General features: G+C 53.5%; 12 protein-coding genes. 11 read left to right on the top strand and 1 reads right to left on the bottom strand.

Annotated features, from left to right (window positions below):
• Positions 1-128 precede the first annotated feature (128 nt).
• From Q8902_01160 to Q8902_01150, 3 genes are all read left to right on the top strand, one after another.
• Positions 129-3,605: a T9SS type A sorting domain-containing protein gene (locus Q8902_01160; protein MDP4198163.1), complete on the top strand. Its 3,477-nt coding sequence runs from the start codon at positions 129-131 to the stop codon at positions 3,603-3,605.
• A gap of 90 nt (positions 3,606-3,695) precedes the next feature.
• Positions 3,696-4,199, top strand: coding sequence for a hypothetical protein (locus Q8902_01155; GenBank protein ID MDP4198162.1), 504 nt, complete (start codon positions 3,696-3,698; stop codon positions 4,197-4,199).
• Positions 4,196-4,954: a hypothetical protein gene (locus tag Q8902_01150; protein ID MDP4198161.1), complete on the top strand. Its 759-nt coding sequence runs from the start codon at positions 4,196-4,198 to the stop codon at positions 4,952-4,954. The genes Q8902_01155 and Q8902_01150 overlap by 4 nt, the downstream gene beginning before the upstream one ends.
• A gap of 16 nt (positions 4,955-4,970) precedes the next feature.
• On the opposite strand, the gene Q8902_01145 is transcribed toward Q8902_01150, so the two are convergent.
• A complete protein-coding gene (locus tag Q8902_01145; protein MDP4198160.1) occupies positions 4,971-6,122 on the bottom strand; it encodes an AAA family ATPase in 1,152 nt (383 codons plus the stop codon).
• Between the two features lie 287 nt (positions 6,123-6,409).
• Here Q8902_01145 and Q8902_01140 point away from each other — a divergent pair, with 287 nt between their 5' ends.
• The 8 genes from Q8902_01140 to tmk all read left to right on the top strand — a co-directional run bounded on the left by Q8902_01140 (position 6,410) and on the right by tmk (position 18,419).
• Positions 6,410-9,241 carry a T9SS type A sorting domain-containing protein gene (locus Q8902_01140; GenBank protein ID MDP4198159.1) on the top strand — a complete coding sequence of 944 codons (2,832 nt, stop codon included), beginning with the start codon at positions 6,410-6,412 and terminating at the stop codon, positions 9,239-9,241.
• 157 nt (positions 9,242-9,398) lie between these two features.
• Positions 9,399-9,959, top strand: coding sequence for a hypothetical protein (locus tag Q8902_01135; GenBank protein ID MDP4198158.1), 561 nt, complete (start codon positions 9,399-9,401; stop codon positions 9,957-9,959).
• A gap of 103 nt (positions 9,960-10,062) precedes the next feature.
• Complete coding sequence (locus Q8902_01130) at positions 10,063-11,727, top strand: LamG-like jellyroll fold domain-containing protein (protein ID MDP4198157.1); 1,665 nt, start codon at positions 10,063-10,065, stop codon at positions 11,725-11,727.
• Between the two features lie 49 nt (positions 11,728-11,776).
• A complete protein-coding gene (locus tag Q8902_01125) occupies positions 11,777-13,363 on the top strand; it encodes a tetratricopeptide repeat protein (GenBank protein MDP4198156.1) in 1,587 nt (528 codons plus the stop codon).
• A 158-nt stretch (positions 13,364-13,521) separates the two neighbouring features.
• On the top strand, positions 13,522-16,212 hold the full coding sequence (locus Q8902_01120; GenBank protein MDP4198155.1) for a hypothetical protein: 2,691 nt from the start codon (positions 13,522-13,524) through the stop codon (positions 16,210-16,212).
• 74 nt (positions 16,213-16,286) lie between these two features.
• Complete coding sequence (locus Q8902_01115; GenBank protein ID MDP4198154.1) at positions 16,287-17,054, top strand: aminotransferase class I and II; 768 nt, start codon at positions 16,287-16,289, stop codon at positions 17,052-17,054.
• Complete coding sequence (locus Q8902_01110; GenBank protein ID MDP4198153.1) at positions 17,032-17,415, top strand: DUF3037 domain-containing protein; 384 nt, start codon at positions 17,032-17,034, stop codon at positions 17,413-17,415. The genes Q8902_01115 and Q8902_01110 overlap by 23 nt, the downstream gene beginning before the upstream one ends.
• Positions 17,416-17,714: 299 nt before the next feature.
• Positions 17,715-18,419: a dTMP kinase gene (tmk, locus tag Q8902_01105; GenBank protein ID MDP4198152.1), complete on the top strand. Its 705-nt coding sequence runs from the start codon at positions 17,715-17,717 to the stop codon at positions 18,417-18,419.
• Positions 18,420-18,471: the final 52 nt, after the last annotated feature.

Raw genomic sequence — 18,471 nt, 5'->3', positions numbered from 1 at the left:
ACGAATCCAAGGGCCCACATGTCATAAAACGAAGATTGCAAATCGGCTATTCTCTTGCTCCCTCTATGAGTTGTATGATACTCGAGCGATGGCGCCAACGGAGCGCAAATCGCGTTCGTGCGCTCTGCTTGGCAGTTCTCGCACTTGTCTCGCTTCGGCCATCCACATCTTCCGCTCAGGCGATTACCTATCTGCTTCCGGACATCGGCACGCCCGGCATGAACACGTACATCGAGATCATCGGGCCGAACAAAGCATTCGGAAACTTCGGAACGGATAGCATTTATGCCAATAATCCGGGCGATCGGGTCCAGGTCATCTGCAAGAATCCCTCGGATACGAACCGTGTCAAGTTCGGACCCTGCGTTGTAAGCTGGAATGGCCGGATGATAGCCACTCAGGTATTCGTTATGCCCTGGGTACAGGCCAATGCAACCGATTGGAGGTTGGGGATCAAGATTCCCATTTGCGTGATCGTTGGCGGCTCACAATCAAATACGGATACATTCTATATCGTAAAGCCGCAATCGCTTGGAGTGCTTTCCACGGCTGGCTTGCTCGGTTCGGGTGGCGCGTATGGCTTTCGTTCACGTCGCGGGGCCATGATCGTCGATAGTATGATATTGACCGGCAGCGGGATGTATGGTGTCAGCACTTCGGATTGCGATCCTACGATGCCGGGCATTCAAGGCTATTTGCCGTTTACCCTGATTAGTCTTGGACCAGTTCGTACTATTCCCAGTGCGCAACTCGATGCAAGTGCGAATGGCGTCGATGCCGGTCCCGGCGGTGGCGGCGGCGGTAATGGGCTCACGTGTGGCACGCGAGGCGGTAATGGATTTACCGGCGGCGGGGGCGACGCGGACTGGCAATCCGGGTGCGGCGATCGTCCGGCAGGTATTGGGACGGGTCCGCTTCAGAATAGCCTCAATTTTGCGCCGGGTGGCGTATCCAGCGGCGCCAATGAAGGTGGCGGAGGCGGGACGGGCCATGCCTTCGGGACTGGCGGAGCGGCTGGTGGCGCCGGGGACTATGGAGGGGGATTTCCAGGATACGGTGGCGGATCCGGCGGACCCGAGTGCTGCGTGCCACCGGTTCAAGGCGGTGGTGGTGGCGGCGGATTCGCAACGGCCGGATCCAGTGGAGGATTTTGGCAGGGCTTTCCCTCTGGTGGTTATGTCAATGGAAATCTGGAGCTTGTCCCGATGGCTGGAGGCTCGGGCGGTGGTGGTGGAAATGACAATGGCGGGGAAGTTGGCGCGGGAAATGGCGGCGGAGGTGGCGGATGCTTGGCGATCAATGCCAGAAGTATCGCTATCTCGGGATTGATCGCCAAAGGCGCGATCGGCAGCGATGATACAAGCTCCTTTTCGGACGGGGCCGGCGGTGGCGGAAGCGGTGGTGCGATTATACTCGGAAGTAAGATTTCACTCTCAGCGCCGAGCGAGGATGTTCATGGCGGAAGCGGTGGACAGGGTGTTCCGCAACATAGCGGACAGGATGGAGGCAATGGCGGTGCTGGTCGTGTGCGTCTTGATGGACTTGTAGTCTCCTCGATTACCGTGTCACCAAACGATGCCACGCGATACGCAGGGCCCTCAACCGATACCTCGCACGAGGTGAATCGCACGTTTACGATCACCGGGACTGGCAATGGCAAAGATATTCAGCTCTATCTCAAGCCTCTGTCCGATACCTGGTCGTTGATTGCGACCATCACGGGTTATGCTACGAATTGGAGTCGGAAGATTACGCTACCAGGAAGCGACACACTATATCTTTTAGCGGCTGCGCAACAGGTTCCTTCACCGAGCGCGGACACATTTGCTGCTGAACCGGGCTGGGTGCTTTCGCAGGCTGCCGCAAATATATTCCATGTCAGCGAGTGTATTCCTCCCGTCTTGCAGCTCGATACAAGTGGTCCGCTGGAATTCTGCGATGGCGAAACACGCACCATCATCGCGCGGCCGATCGGACTCGTGCATAAGTGGCTGAAGGACGGTGTGGATATGGGAGTTGCCTCGGACTCGCTTGTCATCTCCGAGTCCGGACTCTACAGTGTTGTAGTTTCCACGACCAATGGCTGTGCGGACACGGCAATCGTTACTGCGTCGGTAACGGCGAAACCCAAAGTGCAGATCACAGCCAATAGCCCAATAAGACTATGCGCTGGTGATAGTGCCACGATCCATGCATCATCGACAGACGCTGGTGTGCAGTTCATGTGGTTGAAAGACGGATCTGATATTCAGGTCGCTCAAGACTCGATAACGATCGGTGACTCAGGGCAGTACTCTGTGATCGTCTCGAAAGCAGCAGGTTGTACAGACACCGCGTCGGTCCAGGTTATTCTCAATCCCTTGCCGATTGCAGGGATCGCACCTTCGGATACCATCACGCTAGATTGCGCTAACCAGGCAGCGACAATTGCGGCTACAGGTGGCAATTCATATCTGTGGAGCAACGGCGCGAATACGTCGTCGATTGTTGTCTCTGATACCGGATTGTATTCAGTGCTTGTCACCGATTCTAATGGCTGCTCGGCGCGCTCGAAACCGGTCGCGGTTCGATGGCAGTCTCCGCTGGTTACGATTTCATCCCAGAGTGACACAACAATCTGTGCCGATTCGGGCATGAGTTGTGTGCGACAGATCCAATTTACGAATCACTTGCCTCGGACGCAAGCGATCGTTGCACACTCCATTACGTCCAGCGGCTTTCACGGGATTCCGGATACGATCGTGCTTGCGCCGAACGAGACACAGCGCATCGGAGACACGCTCGTTACGGATGGCTCCGCGAAGGATTATCATGTCGCGTACTACTTTACGGATTCCTGCGGCGCAACACTTGGCGGGGGAATCGACTCAGCGATCTTCTCGGTCCATACGATTGCCAAATCGCCTTCGGTACAGCTCGAGATGCTTCCGGACAGCGGAAGAACTGCACGGGCCGAGGATACGATTGCATTCCCGATTCGTCTTGTCCGAGGCGTAGCGGCGTGTCTCACGAAGCTTCATATTTCGATTGCGCACGATGGCGATCTTCTTCGGTATGCTGGTGGCTCGGGCCTTCAACTCGATAGCACCACCGCGGATGGAACGATCGATTACGTGACGCTCCAGTTGAGCGGCAACGCCGGAGTTGTTGCTTCAATCGTATACCAAATGTTTCTTGCGAGTAAGGATTCGACTCCGCTGTTGCTTTCGGTGATCTCTTCGGAGGATACGTGCACTGCCTCTGGAGTCTGTCCGCAATCCCTGGAGCAATCGGCTTCCAGTGTGCGATACGTTTTTGCTTGCACCGATCGCCTCATTCAGGATCAATTGCGGACCGGTACGTTCTACATCGATCGCATTGCACCGAATCCGGCGCGAAACGAAATTCAGGTTTCGGGTTCAGGGCTTTCGGGAGTTGCTGTCGAGATGTATGATATGCTTGGCCGCTCGATCGCATTGTCTGCGCCAGATTCTATGACTCATGAATCGGACGGGCATAGCACTACACTCCGCTTTGATGTCTCTCAACTCCCGGACGGCTTTTATCACCTCCGCATCGCGGGTGGCGGGTTAATAGTGACTCGAAGTATAGTCATCCAGCGGTGAGCGGAGCAGCCAATGTTTAGGACAATAAATCGTGAAGGCAGAAGAGTGATTGTAACTTCTGCCTTTTCAATGTGTTTTTCAAGAGTCACAATGAATATCAGCTTATGTCTACTGTTGGTCTCGGGCACGCTATTGCTTAGCGCCTGTAGCACAAACTATCGTGTTGTCGAATCAGCACCTGATGTCATTTCGTGGGATTCACTCCGACACTCCGTAACGATCCAGCCTCCAAAGCCCGTAGTTCATCCCGGAAAGGTTGTCACTTATGAACACTTCCTGTTCATAAGCGATCCGTATAAAGGTTGGTACGTTATTGATAACACCTCGTCGTCTTCTCCGCGAGGCGTCGCTTACATCGCGGCGCCGGGCTCTCTTGATGGGTCGGTTAATCATGGATACTTCTACATCAATAACTCGACTGATTTGGTCGTGCTCGATATTTCCGATCCATCCAGTCCAAAGATCTCGAAGCGGTTACAAAATGTGCTACGAGTGCCAGCGCCGCCACGCACAATGAGCGATTATCACAATAGCGGAGCTGTCATCGGATGGCATGATACGCTTGTCATTGTACCGATCTCACCATTAGGATGATGCGACCGAAATTCAAGCTTGCAATTGCGATTGCGCACTTGGCATTTTGCGCCGGTTGCCTGAGTTCAACAGAGCCCGGGCAACTGACAGGTTGCAATAGTTATCGGCATCTCTATGATTTTGTCACGAATGGCTTATTCCTGTTTACCGATTCCCTCGCATTTTCCCTTACTGAACCTTCGAATCCCGTTCCACATGGGGGCTACCATTCTTTCGGAGGTGATACGGCATTCGTCGATAGCACTCAACCGTCGGAGGGGTACTCATTTCTCTATTGGGGATATCGTGTCGATTCATTAGGTACAGAAATCCAAAATGGACGGGACATTGCTCTGAATGGTTGTCCCCGCCACGTCGCCTATCGTCCGGGGGTCATTTACATGTTGCGGCACACGACGTATCCCGGAGGTAACATGTATTTCTGTGCTCAAGCGGAAGATACCGTCAATGCGCTTGATGTTGAATCATTCTCCGATACTTTGGTAACGCTGCAATCGGAGGTTCCTCTAACTGATCCACAGGATATCGCAATCACCGGAAATATCCTCTACGTTCTCGATGGTGCCGTAGGTTTGCAAATATTCAGCCTCAGTGATCCAATGCGTCCGGTACTCATTGCGACGATCGGTAGCATTCAAGGATATCACATGGACCTGACTCCGCAAACTACGCTGCTCGTTCATACAGTTCGGGGAATTGCGCAGTATGATATTTCGAATCCCACAAGTCCAGTCCTGCTTAGCATGATTCTGTAACAGCTCGCAGTATTTGCTATCCAATAGTCACAAGCGCCTCTTCCAACTCCACCACGAGTTGCATCATCACCGGACGAAGCTGAAGCTGCAACCGGACGAGGTGCATCGCGCGATCGACTGCTGCAAGCGCCAGGACAATGCCGCGAGGATCGCCAAAGCGGCCAACAAAACGGACAAGCGCATCCATCTGATCAAGATTGACGATCTGCGCTTCGGCTTTCGTTGTAAGCGCGAGCGCATCACGTAACCAGAGCGCAAGCAAAGCCAGTCTCTGTTCGGTCGCCTGACGACGCTCCAAGAATTTGCCACCACCAGAACGTGGAAGGAAAAGATCGATCTGTTGCGCGGCACGCAATCGGCTTTTGGAAAGCCCCATCCGCAAAAAATCGACGATCTGATTCCGCATTTCCTTCACGTCCTCACCGATCATCGCGCGTGCGCCGGAATAACTGCCGTTTGCCAATCGAGAAAGAAACTCCGCTTCTTCGTGCGGTAACTCTTCGCGCTCAATGAGCGCGCGGGCAATTTCTTCCGCAGCAAGTGCATCGAACCGGACATCCTGGCAGCGCGAGTGAATGGTTGGCAACAGTCTGTGCGCGTTCGAGCTGGTGAGGATAATTAGCGTGTTTGCGTGCGGCTCCTCCAGTGTTTTGAGAAATGCGTTTTGCGATTGCACGTTCATCATGTCCGCCTCACTGATGATGACGACACGCTTTTGTCCGCCAGTAAACGAGCGAGAGAGCGCCGTGCGCAGCTCGCGGATCTGAGCAATCTGAATCGCAGTTGCGCGCGGAATCTCCAAGTTGTGATACGGGTCGGCGGATTTTGCGGCAAGCTGTTCGCGGATGACATCGATATCCTTGAGATCGACTTCTTCATCACCCGAACTTTCCTTCTTCGGCAGCGCGTGGAGGAAGTGGACTGTGTTCGAGGCCAGGGACTGAATCCCGACGCAGCTTTCGCACTCATCGCAAGCGCCTGACTCAGTCGGATTAATACAATTCAGCGCCTTCGCCAGCTCCAGCGCGGCGGCATCCTTCCCGACGCCTTCGGGTCCCGAAAACAGATACGCGCCCGGAAGTTTGCCGGATTCAATCGCATTCGCGATAATCCGCTTGACGCGCGATTGCCCGATCACATTTGCCCACATGCGCGAGGAGTAACGCACAATCTTGGATGCGAGTGCTCAATCCGTCCCGGAGCGAGCAGTTATTCTGTCAGCAAGTCCTTCTGTGTACTCATCTGTGTAATGAATTGGAGCCCCAAACGGCCATTTTTGTGCGTCGTCGGGGACAGAAGACGTCCTGACGGCGAATGTAACACAACCAATCAACAAAAACAAAAATGTATTCGACACTCTTCAAACAGGGTCCCAGAGTCTCTGCCGGACCATCCCTGCAATCGCGAAAGCACCGCGGAGCATTGCGTGCGCTCTTCGCGCTTCTTTGGTTGAGCATGGCTATCATAGCGCATGCGCAAAGCACCGATACGTGCGTGCACAGTCCATGCGAGAGCGTACTCCTGGGCAACACGAGTTTCGAGGAACTCCCGAACTCGACCGTAGCGAACATCGTGAATAATGTTGGCTTCGTTCAAACGAACCAAAACAATATTCCATATTGGAAGACAACGGCGTCCGACCAGAACATCGAGATATGGAAGAGTGGATACGACAACATCTCAGCATATTCTGGTAATTACTTCGCGGAGCTGAATGCCACGCAGGTCGGCACACTCTATCAACCCTTCACCGCAATCGCTCCAATTTCGGTCGTGATTTCCTTCGCGCACCGTGGACGGTACACTGGAATGGACACAATGGAAGTCCTTCTCCTCGATCCTACCGGTAACCCCACTGTGCTCGGAACCTACTATGATAACAGGACGGCCTGGCGGTACTATACCACCGCACCGTTTGCGATTCCGTATAATCTGCTTGGAGCATGGACGCTGCAATTCAAGTCCATCTCATCGAATAGTGGTGCGGGGCCGGCGGATGGAGGTAATTTCCTCGATTCGATCACCGTCACATGTGCCACGGTCGATCCCTGTAAAGATGTGCAGCTTACGAATACCGGTTTCGAGCAGATCCTCAACGGGCAGGCTCCTACGACCTTTGTGCAGACAGACGAAAGTAACATTCCGGGCTGGAGCACCACCGCAACGGATCAGAAGATCGAAATCTGGCGAAGCGGCTATGGCAACGTTCCCGCGTATGCTGGTCTCTACTTTGCTGAGTTGAACGCAACGCAAGTTGGGACGCTCTACCAGCCATTCACAGTAACCGGTCCAATTGCAGTCACCGTTTCCTTCGCACATCGTGGCCGGTATCCAGGCGTTGACATGATGGAAGTGCTGATTGTCGACACGGTGACGAACAATGTCACATCGCTCGGCACCTATTCGGATAATGACTCGACGTGGCGCTACTATACCCTTGCCCCGCAATCGTTGCTGCCCGGTAATTACTATCTGGAATTCAAGTCGATCTCCTCGAACGGTGGTAACGGACCATCCAACGGCGGCAACTTCCTCGATTCCATCAGCGTGACATGCGCCGGCACCGACCCGTGCCATGATGTTTGGATTCAGCGGACCGCCACGGACGATGGTACCGAGCCGTTAGGACCGGCCCAGGGGTATATCGCCAACCTTCCAGTGCCAAATCCAACCCTGCCGTGGGGTGCTCCCGGCGTGTGGAATACCGTAAACGATCCCACAGGAATGGAGCATCAGAATCCTGTGCGCGGGGCATCGAATGTTCTGCGAGTCCAACTGAACAATCGCGGCTGCGTCGCGTCGAGTCCAGGACATCTCTATGTGTACATCACCCCGATTCAAACATGGATGCCGGTTTCCGCGTCAGCAGCGAATCTGTATCCGAACAATCCCGGTGCCACCGATGGTAACTGGCCGAGCGTGCTGCCCAGTCCATACTATGTTGTAACACCCTCGATTCCCGCGGGAGGATCAACCATCATCAACATTCCATGGACGCCACCTGCCGGCAGAAGTCACTGCTGCTTCAACGTCCGCTATGAAAATCCGGAAGATCGTTTGAAGGCGCAAGTCACGGACGCAATCCAAAATCCGATCGCGGATAATAATGTCGCACATAAAAACGTGGATATTATCGATTCCGTCACGCATACGGGGACGTTCTCGATCGGCAACCCCGATAGTGTTGCGCGTCCGATCGACCTGCATTTCAATCTCAATACGCTGACAGCGAACGGCTCTTCCTTGAACTCGCTGGGGATCATTATTAAGTGGCCGCCGCCGGTCTATACGGCGTGGGTCCGCGGTGGAAGCCATGGCAACGGGATCGCCGTCCTGCCTGATTCCTCGATCCGTCTTACCGGAGGCGCGCAATCTGACCTGCTCGCAATTCCGCTCGCGGCCAATCAGACGGCTGATGTCTCGTGGGAAGTCGATTCGATACAGACTCCAACTGGTCAGCGACTTCAGATCAACGTGACGCAGTACACTGAGCCGAAGGATAGCTTCGACATTCGGGGCGTTCGACTCGATGATGGTTTGTCGTGGGATATTCGCACCATCAAGCGGATACTCGCGAACGCTCCAAAGGGTGGCGACACCATTGCGAGCGAGCGTCCGACAAATCGTCCGATGCATGTCCAAACACACGCCATCTATGTATCGAATGGCAATTCGCAACGGGGCACGATCGATCGCGTGATTGTCGGTGTCGAAGGAAAGGCGGCTATTCTCGCTGTCGGACCGCCGCAGGATAGTGCAAAGACCTGCATCTCATTGGCGAGAGACCGCACAGGACGAAGCTATGTCTACCAATGTGCGCCCGATGACTACGTCCAGATCTATGCTGGCGAAGTATTTCGTCCAATCTATATCACGGTGTCTACACCGGACACCGGATCGATCACGATCGACTTCAAGACGCTCTCTGCAACTGGCGACACGCTGACCGATAGTAAGGCATTCCTAACGGATCGCCTCCCGTCGAGTGCCGTGAATAACTCAGAACGGCCGGTGTACTCTGCGCCATCGCTGCTGAGCAGTTATCCAAACCCCGTGAGTACGACAGGGACAGTACGGTTCGTACTTCCGACACTGACGCATGGAGCGGATTTGGAAATCCTCGATGCATCGGGACGTAGCGTCCAGTCGATCATGACTGCAGCGACGTTCGAGGCTGGCCTGCACGAAGTCAACTTCAATGCCTCGGATTTGCCGAGCGGCGCATACTTCCTCATGCTCCGCACGGATGAAGCACAGTATACCTCCAACCTGAAGATCGTCCATTAGACACGATCCTCCCGAGAAAGGCGCCATCATAATTGGTGGTGGCGCCTACTCTGGAGCATGAACCCGACTCCTTTCAACGATAATAATCGAAGGCAATTAAACCTGGCAACGAAAGATAATCTTTCTTCGCCGTAAACATTCGATGCTCAACAACTCTATGACAACTTCATTGGCCGCTCCGGCCGTCGCTCCGACTCCGGTCACCGCCCCATCTTCAGAATTCGCGATGCCAAAGCCGCATCCGCTGCACCTTGTGTTCACTGCCGGGCCGCAGAACGTATTGAACAATATCTACCCGGGAGATTTCTCCGCTGCCGCACTCGTAGCGCCACGCATGGGACTGAATGATCCGTCCCAGGATAAATTCTTCCTGTGTACGTTCAAGTGGACGCCGCCAGGTCATTGCTGCAAGATTACTCGTGCAATTCTTACAGTAAATCTGAAGGCAAATGTCCCCGGAGTGTCTCTTAAGGATTCAATGGCCGGCAACGATACAATCGGGATCGTCCGCAATGGTGTCAGTGTGCCGGGCTACAGCGAGACAGTCTACACGCATTGGCCATTCGCCGCAGGGCAGCCCTCGATCAAAACGTGGACGCTGGATCCCGCTGAACTTGCGCACATGAACACCGATCATCGCCTGAGCTTCAACGTGCAGGATGATACGATGGTCCAGTCCGCCACCCTTGAACTATGGGGTTGCTGCCTGGATAAGTAAGCGAAGCAAGCGGTGACGCCAGTATTGTTGGCGCCGCCGCTTCTTTTCTTAAAAGTGATTCATTATCAATGTATATTTGTATAACAACTTTCCCTGTTCTCCTATGAAATTACGTCTCAGTCTCATTGGTGTCCTGCTTCTGATTGCGCCCTGTCTTCTGATTCTGACAGGATGCCCAGTCCCTCATCCGCTATGCATAGAAATCGTGCATCTGTCGTTTGATGGGAGCCTGGTGGATTCCTCCGTGTATCATCATCAGGTGACCGCAACCGACACGGCGCGGTACGGCCAGAATCGTTTCGGTCAAAGGAATAAATCGCTCTATTTGAATGGAACGACCGCGCTGAGTATTCCGGACACAGCGAATCTTCGACTATCGAACACATTCACGATTAGCGCGTGGGTGCGAACCCGCGATACAAACGATGCGGGTATTGTCTGCAAGGGTCCCGCTAATAATGCTGTCCCTGGGTATCGTTTGGATTTGAAGCATGGACATCCACATGCAGCAATAACGGCAAGCGGTTCAAACGTGGACATCACAGCCACGAAGTCGGTTGCCGACAACGTGTGGCATTTGCTCACACTGACTGCATCGCCTGCCGGAGTAACCCTCTACCTCGATACCACCGTTGCAGGCCATGCCAGCGGCACGAACCTGCGGGCGGACTCGATGAACACCGCGCCACTCTGGATCGGAAGACTGCCGAATGGACTTGGTACATACCAGGGTTACCTCGATGAGATTATTATTGGACCGTGTCCGGAGACCCTGCCAAATGTCATTCACCAGTATAGATCCTCCGTGGCAAACCTAGCCGATATGCCTCCGGGAGTGATGATCAATCCTGCTGATACGCATACCTACATTCTTGGGATGTGCTGGGACGATTCGCTGACAGGGTATTGCTGCGGCACCCACGGCACCATTGAAAAGACCATCGATGGGGGCAATAGTTGGACACAGATCTGGATCGGCACTAGTGAAATCCTGAGAGCCATCTCATTCAAACAGGGAGTAGGCTTCGCTGTTGGTGATAATGCCGCGGTATTTAAATTCACTGACAATGGGACTGTCATCAGCGTCAATCCCGATCATTCAGCCACCAACCTCCTAATCAATCAAGGGCTCTCCCAAATTGATTACAGAGGTGTAAAAGTCTTTGATGCAACTGATTTCGTTTTTATTGGAGGTGCGGAGTGGATCTCGGGCGGAATCGGTTTTATCGTGACAGGCGCGAATGGCAGCTGGTCATCGAATACGAATTCGAATTCCATGCGGTGCATGAAGTGCATTGGTACTGATGATAACGGTACTCCTGGTGCTTGTTGGGTCGCTGGGGATGAAGGAGAAATCTGGAAATCTACAGCCAACGGTTGGGTACATGACCAACTGCCAACAGGTGGCACGGCCACGATAAGAAGCTGCGATTTCCGGATGACTTCGGGAGTTGAGACTGGTCTCGTTGGAACTGATGATGGTCATATCCTGCAGTACAATTCTTCGAACGGTACATGGTCTCCCGAGCGCGGAGCCGACAACTCTTGGATTCTTGGGGTGCAATTAAGAACAATTGGCGGCGACTTGGGAGTAATGGATGCAAGTGGTGGCGGACATGTCGAGAACCTTCAGCCGCCATGGCAACAACTTCAGGGGTCACCTGTGTCAACGCTACCATGGGTGCTATCCTGTCCTGGAAGCGTAAATGGAACTGCATTGCTCCACTACCAAAGTGCACCGCCAGTACAAATTGATTGGCTGCACTAACTCATTGAAGGGAGTATTCGATGAGACAGATACCGATTTGGGAAGTTTCGTGAAAGAGGTTCTCACCCGAAAGGAAGAGTTCGACCGAACGATTGAGTCGATCGAACGTGATCTCGACATGGACCGCTGCGCTGCAGCGGTCCCGCGATTATTGGAGATTTGCGGTTCGGATCTCTTAGCTCGAACGAAAGTCTATTTACTCGCTGCTCGCTGCTATTTTGTGGGCCGAGATGTGGAGCGGTACCTCGCCATGATAGAGGAGGCGAGGCTGGCTGCTGCAGAAGGTCCTATCGAGGCCAGGGTGCGAGTTGCGGCGATCGAAGCATCATTGCTCACATCCGCAATAAATATTCCGGAATCCGTCGTGAAGTTAGAGTTTGCGATTGAACACCTGCCTGAGGTTTCGGATGAAGTGCGGAGCCTTGTGATGTCGATCCGGGGACGGAATGATGCATTGATGGGACGCTACGCAGAAGCATTGGAATATTCCCAGGAGGCGATCTCACTCGCGCATCGTCTCTCATCGACTGCTTCATTTGCAAACGGCACCATGGCATTGGTATTCCAATTTATGGGCCGCATCGAAGAGTCGGAACATTATGGGCTCGAACAAATAAGAATCTTGAGTGAACGGGGCTCGCTCAATTGGGTTGCAAGTACGTATTCCTTCCTCAGCTCTGGGGCAGCCTCCATTCAACAATGGGAGCGAGCACATCAATATGCTGTGAAGGCTACCGAATTGATGACCAATACCCAGCGTCAGTCTTCAATACGTGTGCTTTCACTGCTCTGGGTTGCAGATTCACATTTCGCACTTGGAGAGTACGAAGCAGCTCTGGAGTATGCGAGTACCGCACTCGCGGTAGCGATGGAAGAGGACAATGCTCGTTTCATCGCAAACTCTCAAATACTTTTGGGTCAAGTCCATCTCAAGATGGGTAATAACTCGCTAGCTCTTGAAACTCTCCTCACTCCACTCGAACGGGACAGTGAACTGCTGGACAATGAGCGAATGTACCTCTATCGCTGGCTCGCTGCGACATACAAAGCTCTGGACCGCAAGGCGGAAGCATTCGATATTTGCTACAGGCTTTGGGAATTGCAGACGGATTTTGACCGGAGAACGCGCGAAGCACTCCTTGGCTACCACAAGGCACTTGAAAAGAAAATCCACTTCCAGGAGATTGCGCTTCTCAAGACGAAATCCGATGCCATTGCGCGGGAGCTTTCGCTCAAGACGATGAACCTCGCGGCGCAGACCGATCTGCTGGCGCGATTTCGAGATGAGTTGCGCGTTGTTATTCGTAATGTGGGCGATCCGGGTGCGGCGCTAAGTCAGGTAAAAGAAAAACTGAAGGCGCTGCCGTGCGAACAAATAGACTGGACCAAATTCGAAACGCAATTCACCTCAGTCCATCCCGAGTTCAGAAGATCGCTTGCCGAGAAATTCCCAACACTCACACAACAGGAGTTGCGGTTGTGCCAGCTTTTGCGCGTGGGAATGAAGTCCTTCGAAGCCGCGCGACTCATGTGTATCTCGGAGCGTGGTGTCGAGAATCATCGGTTCAATATTCGGAAAAAGTTGGAGCTTACGCGAGAGCAATCGCTCACGGACTTTCTGACTGCATTGATATAGAATAGTCAGATAGACTCACGACGGGTTCAGGGCAATTCTCTCGGAACATGTATTTGAACTCCCGCACCTATTGACTTTCATTAAGGATAATTGTATCTTTGCACTTTAGGCTCTCTCCGGAGTCGTCGTCTTCACAATCACGTCTATTCGCCTGAGTTATGAGTACGTTCTTAAGAATCGGATTCTTTGTCGCAGTAATCGCCGTAATTCAAAGCACGGCAGCCTGTGCGCAGGACATACCGCATACGATCAGTTATCAAGGTACCATTCAGTCGCCAACTGGAATTCCAATTGCGGATGGGGAGTATCTAGTGATTTTGCATCTCTATGCCGATCCAGACGGCAAGGAAGAAATTTGGTCGGCGGGTTACAACACGCCCGTGGCCAATGGAATCTTTAACCTGACTCTCGGCGGCGGTGGCGCACCACTTCCCACAGCGGCGGAGATGAGCCGTCCGCTCTGGATTGGAACACAGATCGGTGACGCACCAGTGATGCGGCCCCTCGCGCCGCTTGGATCATCACCGTACGCGCTCGCCATTGCCGATCGCTCGGTCAGTGCGAACAAAATGGCAACCGATTATGTCAGCGCGATCACGGTCAATGGGCAGCGTCTGAGCGGCGTTGGCACAGACGTACATTTCGTAAGTGGTCCCGGTCTCAGTTTTGAACTCGATCCGTCGAGCAACACTGTTTTGCTTTCTTCCGAATCGTCCGTGACGAGCAAGGGTGCCAATGCTCAACATGAAGGCTTCGATAACATCAGCCCAATGACAGCGCTCGGCGACATGATTTATGGTAGCACACCGATCGATAATGGCCATGCGACAGGCGCTCGTCTCGCGGGTAATACTTCGAGCACCAAGAAATTTCTCACTCAGACGGGGACCGGCTCGGCAAGTGCCGCACCCGCATGGGGGACGATCAGCGCGAGCGATATTTCCGGACTCACCGTTCCAGTAACAAGCGTCTTTGGAAGGACCGGTGATGTGGTTGCGCAGAGTGGCGATTACGGCAGCGATCAGGTCACGGAAGGCTCGACGAACCGATACTACACCGATGCGCGCGCCAGAGCCGCGATTTCGGCGATGGCGCCGCTGAGCTATAATAGTGTCAACGGAGTGATGTCGCTGGGTAATATTCCGGAAACCCAGGTGACAAACCTCGCAAGCGACCTCGGCAACAAGTGGAGCACCACGGGAAATGCTGGCACTGCGGCCGGGACGAATTTTATCGGGACGACGGACAGCGAGGCGTTTGAAATACGGGTTTATAATAATTGGCGGTCTTCAAATACGAACTACCTGAGAGGAGGACGTGCCATGCGCTTTGAACCCCACCAGTTCGGCGTAAACATCATTGGAGGCGATAGTGCAAACTCAGTTCGAAGCGGTGTGAGCGGTGCCACGATTGCTGGTGGCGGTGGAATAACCGTCTATGCGACCGGACTTTATCCCAATCGCGTTCAGGATAATTCCGGAACTGTTGGCGGAGGCGCTGGTAATGTCAGTGGAGACACTGGACTGACCGCAGGCTTTGCAGTGGTCGCCGGTGGTCGCGATAACTGGGCAAAAGGCTCATGGTCTGCAGTCCTGGGTGGGGATCACAATCGAGCGTTATCCGATGAAGCTACTGTTACAGGGGGAGCAGGTGATACAGCTTTGGGCTTCCTATCCGCTGTGGTTGGCGGAACAGTAAATATTGCGGGAGGATCTGCTTCTTTCGTGGGAGGCGGAAGTAACAATAGAGCGACCGGTTACTATACATCGATTACCGGTGGAAGGAGCAATATGGCTACTGCTGATTATTCGAATGTCAACGGAGGAAATAGCAACTTGGACAGTGCCAGTAATTCCGTCATTGCCGGTGGCAGCAACAACATCATCTATGGCGGTCCAAACACTGATGGCTCCGCAATTGCTGGGGGAATTCAGAATTGGATTTTCCACAATAACAGCTTCATCGGAAGTGGTTACCAAAATCGGATTTATGGTCCCTCGAGTGTGATTGCTGGCGGCTTTAATAATACGACTGGATATCCGCAAGGATATGGCTCTTCGTTCATCGGCGGCGGATCGAACAATTCGGCACCGAGATATTATTCAACGATCGTTGGTGGGGCTTACAATTCTTGCAATGATTGGGACTTTATCGGCGGGGGGCTCGCAAATAACGGCAATGGGTCATACTCCGTTATCGTGGGGGGTGACAGCAATAATTATGGAGTCTTCGGCAACTATACAAACTCATTTATCGGCGGTGGACATCGAAACTATGCGGGAAACTATGCTGTCGATGCAGGGGGTGCCTACAACTCTGCGTCGGGGGATTATTCAGCCGTAGGCGGCGGGAGAAATAATGTCAGCTACAACAAATACTCCGCGATTCCTGGGGGACAAAACTTAGGTATCGGCTTCAATAGCTTCGGATTCAATGGAGACACCTCCGCTACGCGTTATACCAACTTCCAATATGGCCAGTCCATGGCGTATTTCGGGAATGTAGACCTGTGGATCGGCAACGTCGATGGGCAAGCACGAATGCTAAAGTTCTATGCACCGAATACTTCGACCACTTTTTCAGGCGCTTACTCTACCTCGTTCAAAGCTGCGGCGCAGAGTAGTGATGTCAGTTACACGCTACCCGCCGCCGATGGCTCAAGCGGACAAGCGCTGACGACGAACGGTTCAGGCGTGCTCTCATGGGTTTCGCACATGAAGAACTGGGTTTCGGTGCCAGCGTCTTCAACCGCAAGTGGACAGCCGGGCGATGCCGCTTATGACGCGAACTACCTTTATATTTGTGTAGCAGCAAACACGTGGGAAAGAACGCCGCTCTCATCCTGGTAGCGTGATCTTTGAATTGTGATGAAGTAGGGGCGTGCGGAGCACGTCCCTATGCCGTGTTGTGTTCCATTCTCCCGATGCTCGAAACGCTCCGTGCCACCCGTTATGTCATGCCGCTCCGCGAGGGTGGCTCGCTGCCTGCGCTTGTCGAGGCGGACGACGATGGCATCTACGTCCTGAAATTTCGTGGAGCGGGGCAAGGCAAGAAGGCACTCATCGCCGAACTCATTTGCGGCGAGCTCGGCCGATTGCTTGGATTGCCGGTGCCACGACTGGCGATGATGGATTTGGATCCTATCCTTGGCCGCAATGAGCCGGATTACGAAATTCGATCGCTGATCCAATCGAGCGCCGGACTGAACCTCGCAATGGATTATCTGCCGGGTTCGATTTCATTCGATTCCAGCGCGAACAATGTCGATCCTGCTCTCGCATCGGCAATTGTTTGGTTCGATGCGTTCATCACGAATATCGATCGCACAGCGCGCAATACAAATATGCTGGTCTGGCACAAGAAGCTGTATTTGATCGATCATGGCGCCGCGTTATTCTTCCATCACAACTGGCCGACGGCCGAGGATAAATTTCGGAGCCCGTTCGCGCAGATCAAGGACCATGTCCTGCTGCGATTTGCTCACGATATTCGTGGCGCTAGAAAAATGATAGCCGAAGACGAGATCAGACGAATCGTTGGACTGGTGCCGGATGATTGGTTGGATTCGGAGAACATATTTTCGAACATCGAAGCGCACCGTGAGGCGTATGTGAATTATCTCATACACCGACTGGCGTCGTGTGACATTTTTGAAGAGGAGGCGATTCGTGCCCGAGCAAGTATCATTTGATTACGCAGTGGTCCGTGTGGTGCCGCGCGTCGATCGCGAAGAATTTATCAACGTCGGCGTGATTGTCTTCGCGCGTACACAAAAATATCTCGCTGCGCGCGTCGCACTCGATCGAGACCGGTTGCTCGCACTTGCGCCGAATGTGGATCTCACGGAGATTGAGCGACACCTCGAGCAAATACCGAAGATCTGCGCGGGGTCTTCGGGCGCTGGTCCGATCGCCCAACTGCCACAACACGAACGCTGGCACTGGCTTGTCGCGCCGAAGAGTACGATCATTCAGATGTCAAGTGTTCATTCAGGACTTTGCTCCGATCCTGCGGCTGAGCTCGATCACCTGATGCAGATACTGGTATTGTAGGGATATGCCAATTCCCAACGGTCTATTCCCCATACTGACCAGATGAGCTGATCCGAGGAAGGGCATGCGCGGCACTGGCAGTCTGAGGGCAAAAATATTTCCTGCAAACTTTGCCTACAGAAGTGCTATATTCAGGAAATATTGCGAACGGATTACCGTTCTAAAAGGACATCGAATTGGGTAGGGGCTAATGGCATTAGCCCTTCTCTGACAGTGGGATTGATGCCATCGGATTAATGCCGTTAATCCCTACGCGGTTCGATCACAACAGGCTTCGAACACTCATAGAAGGAGAACACATGCTCATTACGTTTGAAGGTATCGATGGTTGTGGTAAGTCATCTCAAGCCCAATTACTCGCGGACCGCTTGAGAGATTCGGGGATCGAAACCCTGTTAGTCCGCGAACCTGGTGGCACCGATGTTTCCGAACATATTCGTTCTATTCTCTTGAACGAGAAGCACTCGATGCCACTCTCCTCGACTGCAGAACTTCTGCTCTTTGCCGCCAGCCGCGCACAACTCGTCAAAGAAGTTATCGAACCCGCACTCGCTCGCGAGGCCGTCGTGATTTGCGATCGCTTCACCGATTCGACGATTGCCTATCAGGGCTATGGCCGCGGGCTGCCGCTCGCGCACATTCGCACGATCAACGATGTGGCTACCGGCGGTCTGGTGCCGGACCTCACATTCCTGATCGATGTGCCGATCGAACTGGCCGTTCATCGCCGCAAAGGAATGGGCGATGACCGCATGGAAGCCGAAAGCCGCGTCTTCTTCAACCATGTGATCCAGGGCTATATGGCACAGGCCCAAAAGCAGCCGGACCGCATTCACGTTATCGATGGCACCGACTCGATGGAAGACATTCATCATGTAATCTATCGCCTCGTGGAGTACGAGCGGGGAAACGACTTACGGCACGCTCATCACATCGCGAGCGTGCCGGCAACTGAGTCGTTCGCCTTCAGCTTCGACGTAACTGCCGAGGCGCTGGCGAGTTAAAGACTCCTGTTATCTTCGGTTTCGTGATTCCAGGGTTCCGTTTCAACTCCAC

It is taken from the genome of Bacteroidota bacterium (assembly GCA_030706745.1).
Classification (GTDB): Bacteria; Bacteroidota; Ignavibacteria; order Palsa-1295; family Palsa-1295; genus PALSA-1295.
Note: the sequence above shows the minus strand (reverse complement) of the source record. Positions and strands in the feature narration are given on the sequence as shown.